General features: G+C 69.9%; 17 protein-coding genes and 1 CRISPR repeat array. Of the genes, 14 read left to right on the plus strand and 3 right to left on the minus strand.

The genetic code is table 11. The features are described 5' to 3' along the window. Nucleotides 1–10: 10 nt before the first annotated feature. From cas7e to DVS28_RS25740, 9 genes are all read left to right on the plus strand, one after another. Nucleotides 11–1,132: a type I-E CRISPR-associated protein Cas7/Cse4/CasC gene (gene cas7e / locus DVS28_RS25700; RefSeq protein WP_164711086.1), complete on the plus strand. Its 1,122-nt coding sequence runs from the start codon at nt 11–13 to the stop codon at nt 1,130–1,132. Further along, nucleotides 1,129–1,884, plus strand: a complete 756-nt coding sequence (gene cas5e, locus DVS28_RS25705; RefSeq protein ID WP_114594515.1) for a type I-E CRISPR-associated protein Cas5/CasD — start codon at nt 1,129–1,131, stop codon at nt 1,882–1,884. The genes cas7e and cas5e overlap by 4 nt, the downstream gene beginning before the upstream one ends. Beyond that, nucleotides 1,881–2,498, plus strand: coding sequence for a type I-E CRISPR-associated protein Cas6/Cse3/CasE (gene cas6e, locus DVS28_RS25710; RefSeq protein ID WP_164711087.1), 618 nt, complete (start codon nt 1,881–1,883; stop codon nt 2,496–2,498). Before cas5e ends, cas6e begins: the two co-directional genes overlap by 4 nt. After that, nucleotides 2,498–3,478 (plus strand): CRISPR-associated endonuclease Cas1, encoded by a 981-nt coding sequence (locus DVS28_RS25715; protein WP_114594517.1) that lies wholly within the window; start codon nt 2,498–2,500, stop codon nt 3,476–3,478. Before cas6e ends, DVS28_RS25715 begins: the two co-directional genes overlap by 1 nt. Then, entirely contained in the window at nt 3,478–3,759 is a 282-nt protein-coding gene (gene cas2e / locus DVS28_RS25720; protein WP_114594518.1) for a type I-E CRISPR-associated endoribonuclease Cas2e, read from the plus strand. Before DVS28_RS25715 ends, cas2e begins: the two co-directional genes overlap by 1 nt. Before the next feature lie 18 nt (nt 3,760–3,777). Next, nucleotides 3,778–4,599: direct repeats of the CRISPR family, unit length 29 nt; unit sequence CTTCTCCCCGCGCAGGCGGGGGTGATCCC. Between the two features lie 285 nt (nt 4,600–4,884). Next, nucleotides 4,885–5,868, plus strand: coding sequence for a hypothetical protein (locus tag DVS28_RS25725; RefSeq protein WP_114594519.1), 984 nt, complete (start codon nt 4,885–4,887; stop codon nt 5,866–5,868). Between the two features lie 149 nt (nt 5,869–6,017). Continuing rightward, nucleotides 6,018–7,037, plus strand: coding sequence for an NUDIX domain-containing protein (locus DVS28_RS25730; RefSeq protein WP_245973672.1), 1,020 nt, complete (start codon nt 6,018–6,020; stop codon nt 7,035–7,037). Between the two features lie 188 nt (nt 7,038–7,225). Further along, nucleotides 7,226–7,915: a GNAT family protein gene (locus DVS28_RS25735; RefSeq protein ID WP_216826639.1), complete on the plus strand. Its 690-nt coding sequence runs from the start codon at nt 7,226–7,228 to the stop codon at nt 7,913–7,915. Between the two features lie 50 nt (nt 7,916–7,965). Beyond that, nucleotides 7,966–8,502: an NAD(+)--rifampin ADP-ribosyltransferase gene (locus DVS28_RS25740; RefSeq protein ID WP_164711088.1), complete on the plus strand. Its 537-nt coding sequence runs from the start codon at nt 7,966–7,968 to the stop codon at nt 8,500–8,502. Between the two features lie 329 nt (nt 8,503–8,831). Here the strand turns inward: DVS28_RS25740 and DVS28_RS25745 are convergent, their stop codons facing one another. Then, on the minus strand, nt 8,832–9,686 hold the full coding sequence (locus DVS28_RS25745; RefSeq protein WP_281273566.1) for a GGDEF domain-containing response regulator: 855 nt from the start codon (nt 9,684–9,686) through the stop codon (nt 8,832–8,834). Nucleotides 9,687–10,012: 326 nt separating this feature from the next. On the opposite strand from DVS28_RS25745, the gene DVS28_RS25750 reads away from it, so the two are divergent. After that, nucleotides 10,013–12,655 carry a hypothetical protein gene (locus DVS28_RS25750; protein ID WP_114594523.1) on the plus strand — a complete coding sequence of 881 codons (2,643 nt, stop codon included), beginning with the start codon at nt 10,013–10,015 and terminating at the stop codon, nt 12,653–12,655. A gap of 414 nt (nt 12,656–13,069) precedes the next feature. Here DVS28_RS25750 and DVS28_RS25755 read toward each other — a convergent pair whose 3' ends face one another. Both DVS28_RS25755 and DVS28_RS25760 read right to left on the minus strand, forming a co-directional pair. Next, on the minus strand, nt 13,070–14,635 hold the full coding sequence (locus DVS28_RS25755; RefSeq protein WP_114594524.1) for an AAA family ATPase: 1,566 nt from the start codon (nt 14,633–14,635) through the stop codon (nt 13,070–13,072). A gap of 346 nt (nt 14,636–14,981) precedes the next feature. Beyond that, nucleotides 14,982–15,392: a hypothetical protein gene (locus tag DVS28_RS25760; protein ID WP_114594525.1), complete on the minus strand. Its 411-nt coding sequence runs from the start codon at nt 15,390–15,392 to the stop codon at nt 14,982–14,984. A 116-nt stretch (nt 15,393–15,508) separates the two neighbouring features. Here DVS28_RS25760 and DVS28_RS25765 point away from each other — a divergent pair, with 116 nt between their 5' ends. The 4 genes from DVS28_RS25765 to DVS28_RS25780 are packed head-to-tail and all read left to right on the plus strand — an operon-like array spanning nt 15,509 to nt 17,650. After that, complete coding sequence (locus DVS28_RS25765) at nt 15,509–16,147, plus strand: DUF6891 domain-containing protein (protein ID WP_114594526.1); 639 nt, start codon at nt 15,509–15,511, stop codon at nt 16,145–16,147. Nucleotides 16,148–16,162: 15 nt separating this feature from the next. Continuing rightward, nucleotides 16,163–16,360: a hypothetical protein gene (locus DVS28_RS25770; RefSeq protein ID WP_114594527.1), complete on the plus strand. Its 198-nt coding sequence runs from the start codon at nt 16,163–16,165 to the stop codon at nt 16,358–16,360. After that, nucleotides 16,360–17,028, plus strand: a complete 669-nt coding sequence (locus DVS28_RS25775; protein WP_114594528.1) for a phage regulatory CII family protein — start codon at nt 16,360–16,362, stop codon at nt 17,026–17,028. The genes DVS28_RS25770 and DVS28_RS25775 overlap by 1 nt, the downstream gene beginning before the upstream one ends. A 16-nt stretch (nt 17,029–17,044) precedes the next feature. Then, on the plus strand, nt 17,045–17,650 hold the full coding sequence (locus DVS28_RS25780) for a hypothetical protein (protein ID WP_114594529.1): 606 nt from the start codon (nt 17,045–17,047) through the stop codon (nt 17,648–17,650). Nucleotides 17,651–17,667 lie beyond the last annotated feature (17 nt).

Consider the following 17,667-nt stretch of genomic DNA (forward strand, 5'->3'; position numbering starts at 1 on the left):
GAACCCGCACATGATCCGCTACGCCAACTTCCACATCCTCCACCCACTCGCGTTCTCCAACCCCAACCGCGACGACACCGGCGCACCCAAGACCACCACCTACGGCGGCACCGTCCGCGGCCGCATGTCCTCACAATCCCAGAAGCGCGCCGCACGCACCGCCTTCGAGGGCCAGACCACCGCTGACCGCACCCACCGGTCCAAGTACGCCGCCGACCGACTCCTCGACACCACCACCACCCTCCTGGCCGCCAACGGCACCACCCTCACCCCCGACCAGACCGAAAAGCTCCACAAGTCGGTCCGCACCGAGATCGGCAAGCTCACCGGCAAGGCAGACGACGCCAAAGCCACTCTCGTCTGGCTCGCCGAGGCCGAGCTCAACGGCCTCGCCGCCAAGCTCGCCGTCAAGGCCGGCGCGGAGATGACCAAGGACGACATCGACGCCGCCCTGTCCACCACCACCGACTCACTGACCATCGCTGCATTCGGCCGTATGTTCGCCAGCCGGGCCGACCTCGCCATCGAAGCCGCAGCACAGGTCGGCCACGCCTTCACCACGCACGCCCAGGCCAACGACCTCGACTATCTCACCGCCTTCGACGACCTCCAGGCCTCCTATGACACCCCCGACGACGACGGCAACGTCAAGGGCGCCGGAGCCGGACACCTCGACGTCAACGAGTTCCACTCCGGGGTGTTCTACCGGTACTTCAACCTCAACCGTGACGACCTCACCGACAACTGGCGGCCCCTCACCAACCAGGGCGCGCCCGGCACCACCGAACGGCTCGAGGCGTTCCTGCGGGAGATGACCATCCAACTCCCCACCGGCCGGGACGCCACCGCCGCCCACCAGACCCCACCCGCCTACGTCATGGTGACCTTCACCGAACGCGCCGCCACCCTCGCCCCCGCCTTTGAGACCCCCGTGGCAGGCGGCGCCAACGACGGCTACCTGCCCGGCTCCATCGCCGCCCTCACCGGCTACGCCGACGCCATCGCCCGCATCTACGGGCCCGACCACCGAATCGTAGTCAACCTCACCGACCCCGACGCCCAGACGACCCTCGCCGACCTCACCGGCGCCGTCGCCAACTGGGTTGTCAGCGGCACCCTCTCCACCCCGTGACCACCATCCTGCTGCGCCTCGCCGCACCCCTCATGGCATTCGGCACCACCAGCCGATTCGACAACCGCGCCACCGACGCCGACCCGTCCCTCTCCGCAGTCCACGGACTGCTCACCGCAGCCGCCGGCATCACACGCGACCAGCCGAGACCCGACTGGATCACCCACGCGCTACCGGCCATCCGCGTCGACCGTGACGGCCACACCCTCCCCGACTACCAGACCGTCAACCAGCCGCCGCTACGCCGCTACCGCGAACTGTCGGACCACGACCTCCGCAAGGTCTACACAGTCGCTATGCCCGATGGCAGTCGGAAGCCGAACTCAACAAAGACCAAGCAACCGGCCACGGTGCAGTCCCGCCGGGGCTATCTGACCGACGCCACCTTCCTCATCACCCTGCCCGACCCCACCGGCAACCTCAACGAAGCCCTCGCCCGGCCAAGGTTCCACCTGTACGCCGGCCGCAAGGGCTGCCCGGTCACCGAACCATTCCTGCTCGGCACCACCACCGACGACCCGGTCGCCGCACTCACCACCACACCCACCCCGCGCACGGGACCCGACGACACCGGCGAACGCCGAGCCGTCCTCTTCGCCAACCCCGCGGACAACAGCCGTCACGAGGACCGCAACGACCTTCCATCCGGCGGTCGCCGCCACCGCACCGCACGCCGATGGCACACCACCGTCACCGCACCCCTCACCGACAACTGGTTCACCACCATCACCCACATCAAGGCGGCCGCATGACCCACCTCACCACCACCCCCATGACCCACCCCGCCTTCGCCCAGGCCCGATGGCACGACGCCCGCTGGACCCACAAGGCCGTCATGGGCCTGTTCCCCACCCCACTGCCCGACAACGGCACCGGACCGCGCGCCACCAGCCGGATCCTGTACCGCACCGAACCTGACGTCGCCGGCGGCCGGATCCTCATCCAATCCGACATCCCACCCGTGGTCGACGGTGTCCGCACCCGACCCATGGACGACGTCTTCGTCCGCTACCGGCCCGGCGGAACTGTGGCGCTGCTCCTGCACGCCAACACCGTCCGCACCATCAACCGCACCCGCGACGACGGCAACGTCCGGACCCACCGGGCCCGCGTCCCCGACACACTCCTCAACGGTTGGCTCAAAGACCGCCTCGAAGGCGCCGCGACCCTCCACGGTCACATCGACACCTCACCACTCGAACGGGCCCTCGGCCCCCGCCGACGAGGCCGACAGCAGATCATCACCATCTACCGGGCAACCGCCACCATCACAAACCCCACCCGACTCATCGACCTCTGCACCGCCGGCATCGGCCGCAACAAGGCCTACGGCTGCGGTCTCCTCACCGCACTCCCCACCAACTGATGGGCTATTCGCCAGAAGCCCAGACACTCCGCCAACCCAGGATCGTCGACCTGCCACGTTCAGGCGACCGGATCAGCCACCTTCATCTGGACCGGGCCAAGGTCTTCCAAGACGAAACCGGTGTCGCCGCCACCCTCGACACCGGCGACACCGTCCGCATACCCGCAGGAAGCCTCGCCGTCCTCATGCTCGGACAGGGCTGTTCCATCACCACCCCCGCCCAGGCGACCCTCCACCGCGCCGGTTGCAACATCATGCTCTCAGGGGCCGACGGCACCACCGCCATCACCACTGCAAGGCCCCTAACCGGCCGCGCGAAATGGGCGGAAGCCCAAGCGCGCATGTGGACCGCACCGAACGGCCGCGCCGACGCGGCCCGGATCCTGTACTCCCACCAGTTCCCCGACCTCGACTGGCCTGCCACAGCCACCATCCAACGGATGCGCGGCCTCGAAGGCCACCAGGTCAAACTCCTCTACAAGCAGCACGCCGCACGCACCAAGCATCGCAACTGGCGACGCGACACCAATGGTGAGGACCAACCAAACCGTCTGCTCAACCTCGCCAACGCCATCCTCTACGCCTCCGCGACCGCAGCCGTCACCGCACTCGGTCTCAACCCTGCCCTGGGCATCATCCACCAAGGGGCCGTCGGCGCACTCCTGTTCGACCTCGCCGACATCCACAAGGCCACCGCATCCATCCCGCTGGCATTCGACTGCTCCCGCGATGACGACCCCGCCTTCCACCTCCGCCGACGAATGCGCGCCTACCTCCACCGAAACCGGGTCCTCGCACAGCACCTGCGGGTACTCGATGAGATCCTCACACCACACCTGGACGCCACCGACGATGTCCTCCTCGACGAACACGGAGTTGTGGCCGGACACACAAACCACGCCCCGGACGCCGACCCCATAGATACCCGCCCACCCCCACCCGACATGGAGCAACTCCGCCAGGCAGTCGAGGACTACTGATGCAGGCCGTCCTGCACGCAACCGCCATACCCGACCACCTCCGCGGGTACGTCTCCCGACTGCTCCAAGAAGTCCACACCGGCCTGTACATCGGCATCGTCACTCCCAAGGTTGCCGACGGCCTATGGGACGCCGTCACCACCTACGCCAAGGAAGGAACTGCGACTCTCATCACCACAACCAACGCCAACGAGTTCGGCTTCGACGTCCGACTCCACAACAGCAGCACGCACCGCATGACCGACTTCGACGGACTCCAACTTCCGACAGAGCGCTCTTGAAACCGCAGGTCAGGAAGTCTTCTCCCCGCGCAGGCGGGGGTGATCCTGCGGGCATGAGGCCGGTTGTTGGGTTGGACTTCTTCTCCCCGCGCAGGCGGGGGTGATCCCAGTGCCTCCTCAACGAGGGAGGTCAGCTGGTCCTTCTCCCCGCGCAGGCGGGGGTGATCCCTTCCTGGCCGTCACCCAAACGGTCGCATCCGTCTTCTCCCCGCGCAGGCGGGGGTGATCCCGGCCGCCAGCCGGCGCTGACCGGATGCCGTTTCTTCTCCCCGCGCAGGCGGGGGTGATCCCCCGTCTGGCCTGCCCCGTTCCCGAGGTCCGCCCTTCTCCCCGCGCAGGCGGGGGTGATCCCTTGCCGGTCCACCCGGATTTCGCCGGCGGCCACTTCTCCCCGCGCAGGCGGGGGTGATCCTGGCCAGTTCTTCGCCGGCGCCATCTGGGGTGGCTTCTCCCCGCGCAGGCGGGGGTGATCCCTTAGTCCCGTTTTTTGGGTGGGGGCTGTTGGGCTTCTCCCCGCGCAGGCGGGGGTGATCCCTCAACCCACTCCGGCAGGTAGTCGCCGCGAGGTTTCTCCCCGCGCAGGCGGGGGTGATCCCGGGAGGTCGACCCGGCCCTCGGGGCATGGCCGCTTCTCCCCGCGCAGGCGGGGGTGATCCCTGGATCCTGCGCGGATCGCCGGGCACTCCCTTCTTCTCCCCGCGCAGGCGGGGGTGATCCCCTCGGCGACGCCGGCCTTGTGGAGACCCATCTCTTCTCCCCGCGCAGGCGGGGGTGATCCCCTGCCCGCGTGCGCCTCTCAGGGGAAGTGGCGCTTCTCCCCGCGCAGGCGGGGGTGATCCCACGGCCGCAGGTGCCGTCGTGCCGCCCTCCGCAGTCACCACCGACCCGATGGGCTGACCGACCCCGGGCGGGTCGTGCCGGAATGGCTTGGGCATGAGCATCACCACTTGCGGGCAGCCAACGAGGGGCGGGGGCCGGTGTGCCCATCCGGTCACTCCCGGCACGTCATGCGCGGCCGGGCATGCTCCTCCGAGGGCCGGGTCGACCTCCCGTCACGCAACCGCCTCCGGGACCGTTGCGGCGTCCGCGGACCCCTTCGCGGACCCGTCGGCCGTTCCGCCCGCCGTGGCGACCAAGTGGGGCAATCACGGCTTCTCCGTCGATGACGTCGCCGTGTGGGCGGCGACGGGGGCGACGCCGTTCCAGGCTGCGGAGTACCGGGCGGCGGGTTTCGGGCCGGAGGAGACCGCTGCGTGGATGGCGGTGCCCGACGGGTTGGCGACGTTCCCGCCGACCGGTCCGATGGCCCGCCGGTGGATGGAGTCGCCGATCTATCACGACGGCATTACTCCGGCTGACGCCCACGCATGGCGTGGTGCCGGCATCGAGAGCCCCGACCGGGCCGCGGAGGCGTTCGGATGGGCTGACCGTCTCGGATACGCCGACAACGCCGACGGCGACAAGTGGGAGCCCGAGGACGGGCCGTACCCGGCGGAGGTGCAGGCGTCGGTCTGGGCGCGTGCCCGGTTCGCTCCTGCGGAAGCGCAGCAGTGGCAGCAGGCTGGCTTCACGTTCGATGACGGGCGGGGGCCGTCGGTCGCGCGGGTGTGGGCCGGCCACATCGACGATGCGGAAGGTGCTGCGGCGTGGCGTCGTGTCGTGGGGAACAACCCCGGTTCTGCTGCGGCGCTCGTGCGGCTCGGGGTGACCCCCGACACCTACGTCACTGGTGACGAGACGTTCGTCTCCGGTCCGGAGGCCATCGGCGTCTTCAAGGCACGGGCGTTCTGGCGCGACATCGGGGTCACCGACGGCCGGGAGGCCCAGGGCTGGTTCGCTGTCGGGTTCGACCCGTGGACCGCCGGGGAGTGGAAGGCCGCCGACCCCACGATCGACCCGGCCACGGCCGCGTCATGGAAGCACCACGGGTTCTCCCCGTCCGTGACGGCGGCGTGGCTGGCTGCGTTCCCGTTCCGTTGCAACCCGACCCAGGCGCTGAGGATGTCGGAAGCCGGTTGGTCCCCGGACACCGTCAAGGACGAGCTGGCGGGCATGCCGGCCGAGGAGGCCGTGCGGTTCGCCGATCACGCCCCTGTGCGGGCCCGGTAGCCCGGGGCAGAGCCGGGCAGGGATGGACGGAATGGCGGTGGCATGAGCAGAGCCGTTTCCGCTCGACGGTGCTCCGGCAGGGCCGGAATCGGAGCGGCGTGCAACGGCACACGGCTGCCGCTCACCCGACTCCTTGAAGGACTGCTGCTGTGACTGCAACCTGCCAGGCCCCGACCGTTGGCGGGCACCGCTGCACCCAGAAGGTCGGGCCTGCCGGCCGGTGCGCAGCCGGCCACCCGTCGGGACGCTCCGGTGTCACTGGTGCTGCGGCTGCCCCAGCGGCCGGGCCGGGTGTCGCGGCGGCCGACCCGTTCGGTGACCGCACCGGCACGGGTTCGGCGTACCCGGCCGATGAGGTTCCGGTGTTGGCCGGCTACGACCTTGGGCGGTGGCCTTCCCGCGACACCGTCGACATCGTGCTGGTCGACCCTGCCGGCCGGGTGCTGATGATCGAGCGGGGCAAGCCGCCCTACGCCGGACATGGGGCGCTGCCGGGCGGGTTCGTCGACCACGGGGAGGAACCGCAGGACGCCGCGGTCCGTGAACTGGCGGAGGAGACCGGGTTGGACGTGTCCGCTGATGACGTCGTGTTCGTGATGAACAGCTCCGACATCAGCCGGGACCCTCGAGGTCCGATCCGCACCACCGTGTACGCGGCCCGTGTGCCCGCCGAGGTGCTCGACCGGGCTGTCGGAGCTGATGACGCCCGCGACGCCCGGCCCGTGCACGCCCACGACTTGGCCGGCATGAAGCTTGCGTTCGACCATCGCAACCTGCTCGCCCATGCCCTCGGGATGGAGCAGATGCGTGACCGGGTGAACTGGCGTGACGCCGAGCGTCTGCTGGCCGGAGTGGCTTCGGATGCCGCCAGGAACTGGTCGTTCTCCGACGAGGTCCGTGCCGCCCGCGCCGGCAGGATCGCGTCTGAACTGGCCGGCCATGGGATCGACACCTCTGTCATTGGTGGCCAGGTGGTGTGCCGACGGCAGCGGCATCCCGGATGGCCGGTGCACGAGATGCGGTGGGACACGGTGATGACCGGCCCCGCCGGCCGGCCGATCGTGTTCTGCGTCGACGGCCGGAAGGTCAGGGAGGAGCCCGCACCGGGCCCCGATGGTGTTGCGGCCCAGCTCGCTGACCTGTTCGACCGGCACGACCCGCGCCGATGACCCGGTGCGGACGGACAACCGGGGCGGGGCGGCCGTGCCGCAACCCTGCCAGGACCAGCGACTGCGGACGCCACCGCCCGGCACCCATCGCCACTGGTGTGGCGGCAGCGCACACCAGTAGCGTTTGCGATCCCATGGCCCCACCCCCGACCGCCGCCCTCCCTTCGGCCGCACCAGGAGGGGCCGTGGTGCATCGTGAGGTCGATGCCGGCGACGTCGCCTACCGGGCGGTTGCGGCGTTCGTGGACGGTGCGGAGGTCGGCCGGTTGACCTGGCAGGAGGCCCCGGACTACAGCCACTACCCCGAGACCGGATGGCCCGACGACGCCGAGGAGACGGCAACGATCGCGATGGTGAAGGTCGATGAGGATCATCGGCGTCGCGGTGTCGCCACCGGGATGCTGGCGGCGGCACGGGCCGCCGTGGATGAGGACGGCTACTCCATTCATCACTCCGGCGATCTGTGGCCCGACGGGGCCGCGTGGGCAGCAGCGGTCGACGGGCAGTCGGCATCGGAGGTCGTGGTCGATCTGGTCGGCCGGTTCGGCCGTCTCGAACCGGGGCTGGTGGCCCGGTGGGCCGACCCGGTGGGCGCGTCCGCCCAGTGCACCGACGCGGCCGAACGGTTTCGCGACTGGGCATGGGACAACGACGTGGACGCGACCATCCGCGTCCACCACGACCCGACCGGTGAGGTGCGAAGGCCGAAGGGGTGGGCCGGCCGGGTCGGCCACGTCACCGTGTCGGTGGATGGCGCCACGGTCGACTTCACCGCAGCCCAGTTCTGGCCCGACGCGCCCTGCCCGCTTGTCGAACCCGACGACGTCTATGCGGCCCGTTGGTCCGAGACGGCCGACCGGGACCCGCAGGTCCGATGACGGCACGGATGTGTGGCCGGATGGCCGCCAACGGGCTGCCTTGCACTCAGATGACCACCAAGGCCGACTGTGGACGCCACACCGCCCAGGGGCCAAGACGACTCGTTTCGGCCGCAATCCAGGCACCTGCGGTGGTGACCGCCGATCCGTTCGCCGCCCCCGCGCCGGCGTCGGACCCCGAACCGAAGGGCCGGACCGTCACCGCCCGATGGGTGGGCGACCCCGACGACCCACGGCGGCACTTCACCCGGTTCTTCCACGGCACCACCGTCGTGCTCGACGAAGGCGAGGAGATCCTGCCGGCGGAGGAAACCGGTGCCAAGCGGGCCCATTGGAACATGGGGCACGGGACGATGGCCTATGCCACCGGCACCGAGGACGACGGCTGGCGTTGGGCCGAGCTCGCATGGAACAACACCGACGGCGGCCGGCCCCGCGTCTATGAGGTCGAGCCGGTGGGTGCGTGGCTCGGTGACGACGAGGACGACGCCGGCAGCTTGGCGGTGATGTCACCACACGGGTGGCGCGTCGTCCGGGCCGTGGGGTTCCCACCGGAGTGGGGCGGCGAGGACGCGGACTGGGAGTGATGGTCTGATAGGCCACTCACACGGATCGTGACGACTCGCGGCGGCCACCTCATCAGAGGATCGCCCCGCCTGCGCGGGGAAGGGTTCGTGCACGTGCGAGGGCTACGGCCTGTGGGGATCGCCCCCGCCTGCGCGGGGAGAGGCTGCCGGCATCGTCGTCATCGTCGCCGAACCAGGGGTCACCCCCGCCTGCGCGGGGAGAGGTTCGCAGGTTCTGCGGGTCCGCCGGTTGTCGGCTGCGATTGGGCAGGCCGAGGGCCCGGTGGGGTCTTGCGGACTTCCGCATGCGCGGATCGGCGGGATGGTACTGGAGGGCTGTGACAGCAGCGTCAGATGGTGTGGTGTCGGTCGCGTTTGGCGGCGTACATGGCCTGGTCGGCGCGGCTGAGAGCGTCGTCGAGGGTGTCGTCGATGCATTTGGTTGCAGCGCCGATGGATGAGGTGACGCTGATGTCGCCCACCCGGACCGGCGCCCCCATCTGCTGGTGGAGTCGATCGAGGAACCCGGAGACCGAGTCGTGCGGCATTTCGGCGAGGACGACGAACTCGTCGCCGCCGATGCGGGCCACGATGTCGGTGGGGCGCACGGCTCCGCGGAGGTGGCCGGCGAGTTCGCGGAGCACCAAGTCGCCGGTGTTGTGGCCGTGTTGGTCGTTGACCTGCTTGAACCGGTCGAGGTCGGCGAGGACGATGACGACGGCTGTGTCGTGGCCGGTGGCGTTCCAGGCGTCGGTGAGCGCATCACGATTGGCGGACCCGGTGAGCGGGTCGGTGGAGGCGAGTTGGCGACACATGAGTTCGTGCTCGTTCCGGTGGATGGCCATGTCCAGGATCTCGGGGAGCCGGTCGATCTGGGACTTGGGCAGGTAGTCGGTGGCGCCGGCGCGCAGGGACCGCAGGCCCATGCCGGCTTCCTCTTGGCCGGACAGGACGACCAGGGGGAGGTCGGGCAGGTGGGTGGCGATGTCGGCGACGACGTCGTGGCCGTCGTTGTCGGGCAGTCCGAGGTCGCAGGTGACGGCGTCGACGGGGCCGTCGAGGAGGACCGACAGCGCGGCGATGCGTGTCGGGACGGTCCGGACGGCCCACATGGGTAGGGCGGAGGCGATGAGGTTGGTGTCGGCGGGGGAGTCCTCGACGCCGACTGGGCTTGATGGTCCGGTCGTGGCGGCGGCCGGAGACAGGCCGTCCGGAGCGGTGCCCGTCCTTTCCGCTGTGGCGCGACCGGCCGACGTGACCGCCGATCCGACGACTCAAGACAAATGCTAGACATGCTAGCGAAACGGTGATAGGGTGGGGGCAGAAGTGCACGGAGCGCTTCGTGGCCCACATCAGGACCGACCCTCCGCTCCCCGGCGGCGGCGGTCCGGGCCCTCCGCCCCAGCAGGGGAGAGCAGACGCCACACGGCGGACGCATCCGGCCAGCAGACGCACACCATGACCGCACCTTGTCGGTCGTGCCGTTGTCGGGCCGGGGACGACGCAGCGCACGACCAGCAAAGGACCCGTCATGACCAGCTCCCTGGCCGATGCCCGCACCGCCTACCTGGCCGCCCTCGCCGACGCCGCCGCGATCGAACTGGCGGCCTTCCTCGCCGACTTCGGCCGCCCCGGCGCCACCGTCATCGTCGTCGAACCCGACCTTTTCCTCAGGTCCGTCGAACTGATCGAGGTGGTCTTCGCCGACGGGACCACCATGGGCCGCGATGACCTCGACGACGTCGACGTCCCCCTGTGCGTCCACCAGGGCTTCGACAACGTCGAGGCACTCGGGGAGTGGGCCGCCAACGCCGCACTGGGCAACATCGAGGAACTCCGCGTGCCCTCCGACCGGGCCGTGCGGGACGCGATCAATGGCATGCGGGCGGCGATCGACACCGCCGCCTCCCACGACGCCGCATCGCTGTCGGACCTCATCGGGGCCACCAACGGCGTGGTCGCCGCGCTCCGGTCCGCCGGGACCGACAGCCCGATGACGCAGGCGGCCCTGAACGCCATGGACGGCTGGCACGCCGACATCGACGCGGGATGCACCGAGTGCTTCGGCAACGGCGGGTTCGACGCAGACGGCGACGCCACCGAACACTTCGACCCCGACGACGGCGGTTCCGCCTGCGGCAACTGCGAGGGCAGCGGCTCCGAACCCGACGACGTCGTCACCGCCGCCACCATCGAGCTGTTCACGGCCCGGTGGGAGGCGGTCAACGCCGCCTACGGGGGCCACACCGCCCCTCGCGCCCCAGAGGCGTACACGCCGCTGCACGTGGCCGATGAGTGCGACGAATGCGGGGCCGACCTGACCGGCACCACCGCCATGCAGTCGTGGGCTCACGACCGGACCTGTTCGCTGTTCCCGGCCAACGAGGTCGGCTACGGGCAGGTGTTCGCCACGCTGGCCGCCGACGCCATGGGCGGTTCGGCCGCCTGGCACGGTTCCCGGCCGACCCGGTTGACCGTCCGCGCCGACGTGTCCGACTCCGAGGTGGGGACCGGACGGGGTGTCTTCGACGTGATCGGTGCGAAGGGACCGGACTACGAACGGGCATACCGGGGCAACGACTGGTGGGGGTTGTGCGTTCCGGCAGATGTCGCCGACCCGACCCGCCGGGCGCTCTCGATGGCGGCTGGGGGGCTGCTGGCCGACATGCCGGAGGGACTGTTCGTCTTCGACCTCGACGTCCCCCCGGCGGGCCCCGATGACGGTGACGGCGGCCTGGTTCCGGACGGGGACGGGCCCGAGGGCCGGCTGGCGGCCGCGCTGGCCGGTGAGATCGAACGGCGCACTGGGGACCGTCCTGTCCGTATCGACGTCGCCGCAGAGGTCGCTGTCGACCAGGTCGGCTCCGGTTCCGGTGACGTGTTCGTCCTCAACTACCGGACCACCGACGGCGCGGTCCATGTCCGCGAGCAGACAGCCGGTTGGGCGCTGCATCCGTTGGCCGACGATTCGGTCGCGCACGTCGCGGAGGTTCGCGGCGCCACCGAACGGTTCCTGGTCGACATGCCGGCAGGGGTCACCCCCGCCAACTTGGTCGTCCCGCAGCCGTGCGGATGGTGCGGTGCCGCAGGCGGTGCGGTGACCCAGCGGGCCGACCACGCCGCCGACTGCGCCGCCCGTGAGGCGTTCTGCGCCGCCTGCGATCAGATCGTGCGTGGCATTGACTGGGGCCACCTCCCCGAGGCGCACGCCAACGGTTGTCCCGACCCGGTTGCCCCTGCACGGCTCACCACCCCCGCGTCGCCGCACGCCGATCCGTGCCGGTGCGGCGGGGTGGAGGAGTGCGAGTGCCCGCCGCCGAAACCGTGCGACCACTGCCAGGTGGAGTTCGACGACCACGCCGCCGCGACCCGCCCGGCCCTCGGCCATGACCCGGCCTGCCCGTTCACCCTGGCCACGTTCACCGACCCGTTGATGGCTGACGTCGCCGTCGCACTCGCCGGCCGGGCCCCGGCCGGTGAGGCAGGCCGGTTGGTCCGGGCCATCGCCGCCCACGCCGAGGAACTCGCCGACCATCCGGTCGTCCTGTCCCGCCTGTTGCCGATGATCGACGCCGCTGCCGACGCCCAGCCGGTCGGGACCCGGCCGGACGGGCTGGCGGGGTCGGTCGCCGATGCCCTTGTCGCGCGGGGCGTCGAGCCTGGACGCGCGAACGGGTTGTGTGCCGACGGTGAGGCGTGGGCCCGGTGGATCGGCCCGATGGTCGAAGACGTCGGTGCGTGGGTCGGGCCGCTCGGCGGCATGTCCGACGCCGCCGTGGCTGACGCCGCCGTGGAAGCGGTCAAGCGCACCCGTGGGGTCAACGCCAAGGCGGCCCGCCGGCTCATCGGACAACTCGGCGGCCCCCACGCCGACGACACCGTGCGTCGAGTCGTCGCCGCGGCGGTCGGGCCGGTCACCCTCCACACCGTCGACGAGCTGTTGGCCCGCCTGCTGCCCGAGGGGTGGACCGTCGCTGGAGGCGACGGACGGGTCGTGCTTGTGCGGCCCGACGGGATCGACGTGTTCCTCGTGGGCCATGACGATTGGTCGGTCGCGGCGGTGCGTGGTGCCGATGGCCGGCACTGGTCGGTGTCGACAGGGTTGCCGGCCGATGGCGGCTCACACCCTGTCAAGGCCGCCAGGCGGATCGCCGCACTCGCCGAACGGGACTGACCGGTTCAGGCGGTCGACATGAGCGTGGACATCAGGGCCGATCCGAGCGGGGTCGGACCTCGTCGAGTCCCAAGTCGATTGAGTGGTGCGGGTTGCGAAACTGGCCGGTGCCCCACTCGGACGTCTCCTCGGGCGGTCCCTGCCCGCACTGCAAGCCTGCGGGCAGGCGGCGTGGGTGCCGGGGAACCAGCGCATGGAACTGCAGGACGGTCCTCTTGCCGGTCACGCCTACGGTGTCACGACAGCTTCGGGCGTCATGCCTGCGATTGACTCGGCGGGTGGTTGATCCCCGGTTTGGGCGTGGTGGGAGCCGGACGAGGATGTGGCCTGGTCGGGACTGCCATCAGCCACGCGCGAAGCACGTCCTCACGTCCCGACTCCACGGCACAGACGATCAGGTCGTCGTCGGGGAAGTCACCCGGCCGCATCGTTGACGTCCTCAGAGGTGATGGTCATCAGGGCAGTCCTGGTTGGGGCGGCGGTACCGGCGATGCGGTTGGCATGTGCGGTGATCAGGTCGTCGAACAGGTTGCGGACGTACCGGCCGTTGCCGAAGGCGTCGTTGGCCTCGGCGACTTTCTGCACAAGGAGCTGGCGGACTGCTTCCTCGCCGCTGCCGTCGAGGTGGTAGCCGTGCTTGATGATGTGGCCGTACAGCAAAGCGACGAGTTCATCGACGGCGTAGGGGGGAAACTCGACCGTTTCGGTGAACCGGCTCGCTAGACCAGGGTTGCTGTCCAGGAACGTCTTCATCGGCTTGGGATAGCCAGCTGCGATGACGACCAAGCGGTCGCGATCGTCTTCCATGCGCTTGAGCAGGCTGGCGATCGCCTCACTGCCGTACCTGTCGGTGTCGGCGGCCAGTGAGTAGGCCTCGTCGATGAACAGGACTCCATCCAATGCGGTGTCGATGATCTCGTTGGTCTTCAGGGCGGTCTGTCCGAGGTACCCGCCGATCAGGCCAGAGCGATCAATTTCGACGAGATGGCCGCGAGACAGCTCTCCTGCAGCGGCGAAGATCCTGCCCATGAGGCGTGCCACCGTGGTCTTCCCGGTTCCGGGAGGGCCAGTGAAGATGTAGTGGTGGGCGACGTCGACGGCTGGCAGTCCTTCGGCACGCCGCAGCGCGGAGACCTTCAGGAGGTTGGCGATGCCGCGCACTTGTGTCTTGATGTCCTCCAAGCCGATCAGGTTCTCGAGGGCCCCCATTGCCGCGTCCAGTTCGGTTCGGCCGTCCCCGACGAACGTCCTGTGCGCGTCCGCCGACGGTGGCGGGTCTGCATCGGCTTCATCGATCGGGGCGGGGGGCGGCGGCATGTGTTCGGACGGGGAAGCCGGCGGCAATGAAGTGTCAGTGGGTGCTGCTGTCTCCATGGCGTTCATGGCGTCACGGTGTGCTCTGATGGCTGCAGGGAGTTCTTTGATGACTTTCAGGGCTGCGGTCTTCTCTGCGGACTCTGAGGTGTTGTGGGCGCGCAGTTCCTGTTCCCATGTCGTGGCGGTCGGCTCGCGTCCGACCCAGGTGGTGATCACGGGGGTCGTGCGCCTGCTCCACGCGACGAATGACTTGTGGTTTGCCACGCGACTGCCCGCCGCAACCTTGCCGACGTGGTCGGCGTCCACCATCGTCGCGTAGCCCTCGAGTGCTTTCAGGGTCAAGGCATTGCGGCTTCGCTGACCGGTGACAAGCATCCGGGCGACCCGGACCATTTCTGTTGCGTCTCGCTGAATCGGTGCTGGCAGCGGATCGGGAAGCACAGCAGCGCAAACGGCAAGGATCCGGCCGAGTTCAGATGCGTCAAACAGCTCTCGGTCGACTGGTTGCGCGTCGAGGGTGATGCCGATCGCTTTGCCCGTTTCGGCTTGCGAAGCGACTTCGAGCTGGATGAGCTGATAGATCCCCGTGAGCGTTGACTGCAACACGAAGTGGTGAAACGGGCACCAGTCGAGGTGATAGCCGTAGTCGGCGGCTGACAGCATGTCCTCAGTATCGCGGGCCGAATGGCGAAAAGGGGCAGGTGTCGCCGCAGTTGGGCAAGGCCCGCCGGCCGTGGGTTGAGGGACGGTACCGAGACTTCGTCTGCTGCGCCGGCAGCCATCGAGTCGCGGCCTCGGGCCGGAGTCGCCTGATCACCGCATGGATGGCGCGCCCGGTGGCGCGCCCGGAGCAGGCAGGCAAGCCAGCCACCACCAAGGCAGATGCCGGGCGCTTCGAGGCGGCTCATCTGGTGCCACGGGGCGGTCGGTATGGCTGGCCTGGCCGGGGGGCGTACAGCGCCCCCGGCAGGTGGGGCCGGGATCGGTCGGTGGTGGGGGAGTCGGGTGGTCACCCGGTGCCGCGAAGGACGGCGAGGTCGACAAGGGCGCCTTCGGCGGGGCCGTGGCGGCCGGCTCCCCAGAGGGCCTTGTCGTCGCCGTGGGTTTCGCGGGCGATGATCGCTCGGGCGACGTCGGGGGTGATGGTGACGTTGCGGGGCTTGCCGTCGGGGCGGATGTAGTCCGGGGGGACCTTGCCGCCGTGGATGGTGGCCTCGCGGTTGCGCATGGCGGTGAGGTACCGGTCGGCGGCGGCGGTGTCGCGGTGGATGGTCCAGCCGTCGGGGCGGAGGCCCCAGCCGGCCTCGGACTCGAGCCAGTCGATGACGACGGCCCGGTCGAAGGGTGCGGCTGCTGCCGTCATGGGGTCGACCGGGAGGGTCGTGGTGGCGGTGGGTCCGGGGGTGTAGCTGGCGGTCATTCCCTCGCCTCCTCGCTGCGGTTGGCTAATCATCGTAGCACATCACCGAGCGACTTGACGACCCATGACGCAACTGCTAACATAGGTAGCACAACGATTTGGGAAGGGATCAGCGCATGAGCACCGTCATCGAGACCGAAGCCTCCGAGCGGTACGTCCGTCGAGGTTTCGACGAGCTGCGCCTCAACGTCGCCCTCGCCGCCACCGAGGAGTGCGGCTCGTGCAGCGGCGACGGCGGTGAGCACGAGGACGTCGACTGCGCCGACTGCGGCGGCACTGGCGAGACCGAGTGCGTCCTCTGCGACGGCGACGTCGACTGCGAGTCCTGCGACGGCACCGGCCAGGAGGCCTGCGAGGACTGCCACGGGAGCGGCACCACCAGCGAGTGGGTCGACTGCGGCTACTGCGAGGACGGCAAGGCCGTGGACGGCGAGGAGGTCGCTGATCGGGTCGAGGCCCTCCTCACCGCCTTGTCCCGCTTGTCCTTCGACGGCTTCAACGTCCTCGCCGCCGACTGGTGCTGCATGTCCTGCTCCTACGCCGCCGTGGACAGCACCCGGCCGCTCATCGGTTTCCACGAGCAGGACGTCGAGGCGTCCCGCCTCGACCGTGGCGTGCACCTGTTCCACGACTTCGTCGTCGGCGGTGGCGACCCCGACACCAACCGCGACACCGCGCTCGCCGCACTCGCCGACGCCGGCCTCACCATCGAGTGGGACCGTGACGCCACCAACCGCATCCTCGTAACCGTCTGACTCCGGAGAACCCCCATGGCCACCTGGACCTGCAACGTCGACATCCCCGCCTCCGCCGGCCGCGTCGTCGAGATCGACTCCGAAACCGAACCAACCCCCGACCAGGTCGTCGCCGCACTCACGGCAGACGAGGCGCGGACCCTGTCCGCCACGGCCGGGGAGGACTTCGACTGCGCCGACGCCGACGTGCTGTCGGTGGAGGTGCTGACCTGATGCGCCTGCACATCGTCGCCACCGTCACCCACTACATCCACGAACAGGTCCGCGAGTTCGTCGTCGGCCCCATCGACGACGACACCATCGACGCCGCGATCGACACCGTGTTCCGGAACAACCTCGACATGATCGGCGGCTGCGACTTCGAGTCCGCCGAGATCACCGTCGGCGGCTACGCCGAGTTCGAGGCCATCGACCTCGACGGCGGCGACCCGCCCGACCCCTACGACCTCGACCTTGAGGACATCCGCAACATCGAGCACGAACTGGCGTCGCGGTCCGGCCGCCTCGACGACATCATCGCCGAGGCCATCCGCCGGGCCAACGGCGACCGCGACCCTGATGACCCGCCGGCCGTCCCGCAGTCCCGTGTCGACGAGCTCGGCCCGTCCCCGATCCCGCTGTGGAACTGGTCCGACGCCGAGGTGTCGGCGCTGCTCGGCATGATCGACGCCATCGACACCCGCCCCGCCACCGACGGCCAGACCGTCGCCCTCCGTGCCGTGGAGGAGGGCTACAACGACCCGCGGTTCTGGCTGGTCGTCACCGACGACACCGGCCGTTCGGAGTTCCGCTGCGACGGGTTCCTTGCCCCCGTTGCACAGATCGACGCCGCCGTCCACGCCCATCGCAACGACCCCCGGGCCGCCCCGGCCACCGCCTGACCCCAAGGGAACCCCGATGCAGGCCTGCGACGTCCCCCCGGCGGGCCCCGATGACGGTGACCACCCGACCCGCCCCGAGGAGACGAACATGGACACCCTCGCCCAACCGGACGCACGGACAATCGACCCCCTCACCCTCGCTGCCGCAGCCGTCGGAGTCGTAGGCCCCGCACCCGGCGGGCGGATCACCCCCGCCTACCGCCTGGCGATCCGCGACGCCGCCTACGAACTCCGCCTCGTCATCGACAACGAGATGTCGGAGGTGATCGAAGCCACGCAGAGCCGAGGGATCCTCCTCAACGTCGACATCTCCCCGGGCGGACCGCACTCCGGTGCAGACATCGGACGCATCCGGCTGCACCTCGAGGGACGCCGCCTGTCCATGATCGTCGGCCCGTACGCCACCACCCTCTCGGGCCAGTCCTTCCTCGCCGCCGCCCAACCGCTCGTCGGCCGACATGTCGTGATCCATTTCACCGAGGACCACATCGGCCAGGAAACCCGGATGGTCGCCACCCACATCCTCAATGCCGGACCCGACCCGGTCGCACCACCCACCCCCGCCGTTGCGACACCGACCCCGACCGTGTGGGCCCGTCTCGCGCGACGGTTCCGCCGCTGAACTCCAGACGAAAGGAA

This window comes from Euzebya pacifica, assembly GCF_003344865.1.
GTDB lineage: Bacteria > Actinomycetota > Nitriliruptoria > Euzebyales > Euzebyaceae > Euzebya > Euzebya pacifica.

Bases quoted from the DNA above. Each gene is read 5' to 3' on its own strand.
- cas7e (WP_164711086.1), top strand. From the start codon at position 11: ATGATCCGCTACGCCAACTTCCACATCCTCCACCCACTCGCGTTCTCC.
- cas6e (WP_164711087.1), top strand. From the start codon at position 1,881: ATGACCCACCTCACCACCACCCCCATGACCCACCCCGCCTTCGCCCAG.
- DVS28_RS25715 (WP_114594517.1), top strand. From the start codon at position 2,498: ATGGGCTATTCGCCAGAAGCCCAGACACTCCGCCAACCCAGGATCGTC.
- cas2e (WP_114594518.1), top strand. From the start codon at position 3,478: ATGCAGGCCGTCCTGCACGCAACCGCCATACCCGACCACCTCCGCGGG.
- DVS28_RS25740 (WP_164711088.1), top strand. From the start codon at position 7,966: ATGACCACCAAGGCCGACTGTGGACGCCACACCGCCCAGGGGCCAAGA.
- DVS28_RS25750 (WP_114594523.1), top strand. From the start codon at position 10,013: ATGACCAGCTCCCTGGCCGATGCCCGCACCGCCTACCTGGCCGCCCTC.
- DVS28_RS25755 (WP_114594524.1), bottom strand. From the start codon at position 14,635: ATGCTGTCAGCCGCCGACTACGGCTATCACCTCGACTGGTGCCCGTTT.
- DVS28_RS25760 (WP_114594525.1), bottom strand. From the start codon at position 15,392: ATGACCGCCAGCTACACCCCCGGACCCACCGCCACCACGACCCTCCCG.
- DVS28_RS25765 (WP_114594526.1), top strand. From the start codon at position 15,509: ATGAGCACCGTCATCGAGACCGAAGCCTCCGAGCGGTACGTCCGTCGA.
- DVS28_RS25770 (WP_114594527.1), top strand. From the start codon at position 16,163: ATGGCCACCTGGACCTGCAACGTCGACATCCCCGCCTCCGCCGGCCGC.
- DVS28_RS25775 (WP_114594528.1), top strand. From the start codon at position 16,360: ATGCGCCTGCACATCGTCGCCACCGTCACCCACTACATCCACGAACAG.
- DVS28_RS25780 (WP_114594529.1), top strand. From the start codon at position 17,045: ATGCAGGCCTGCGACGTCCCCCCGGCGGGCCCCGATGACGGTGACCAC.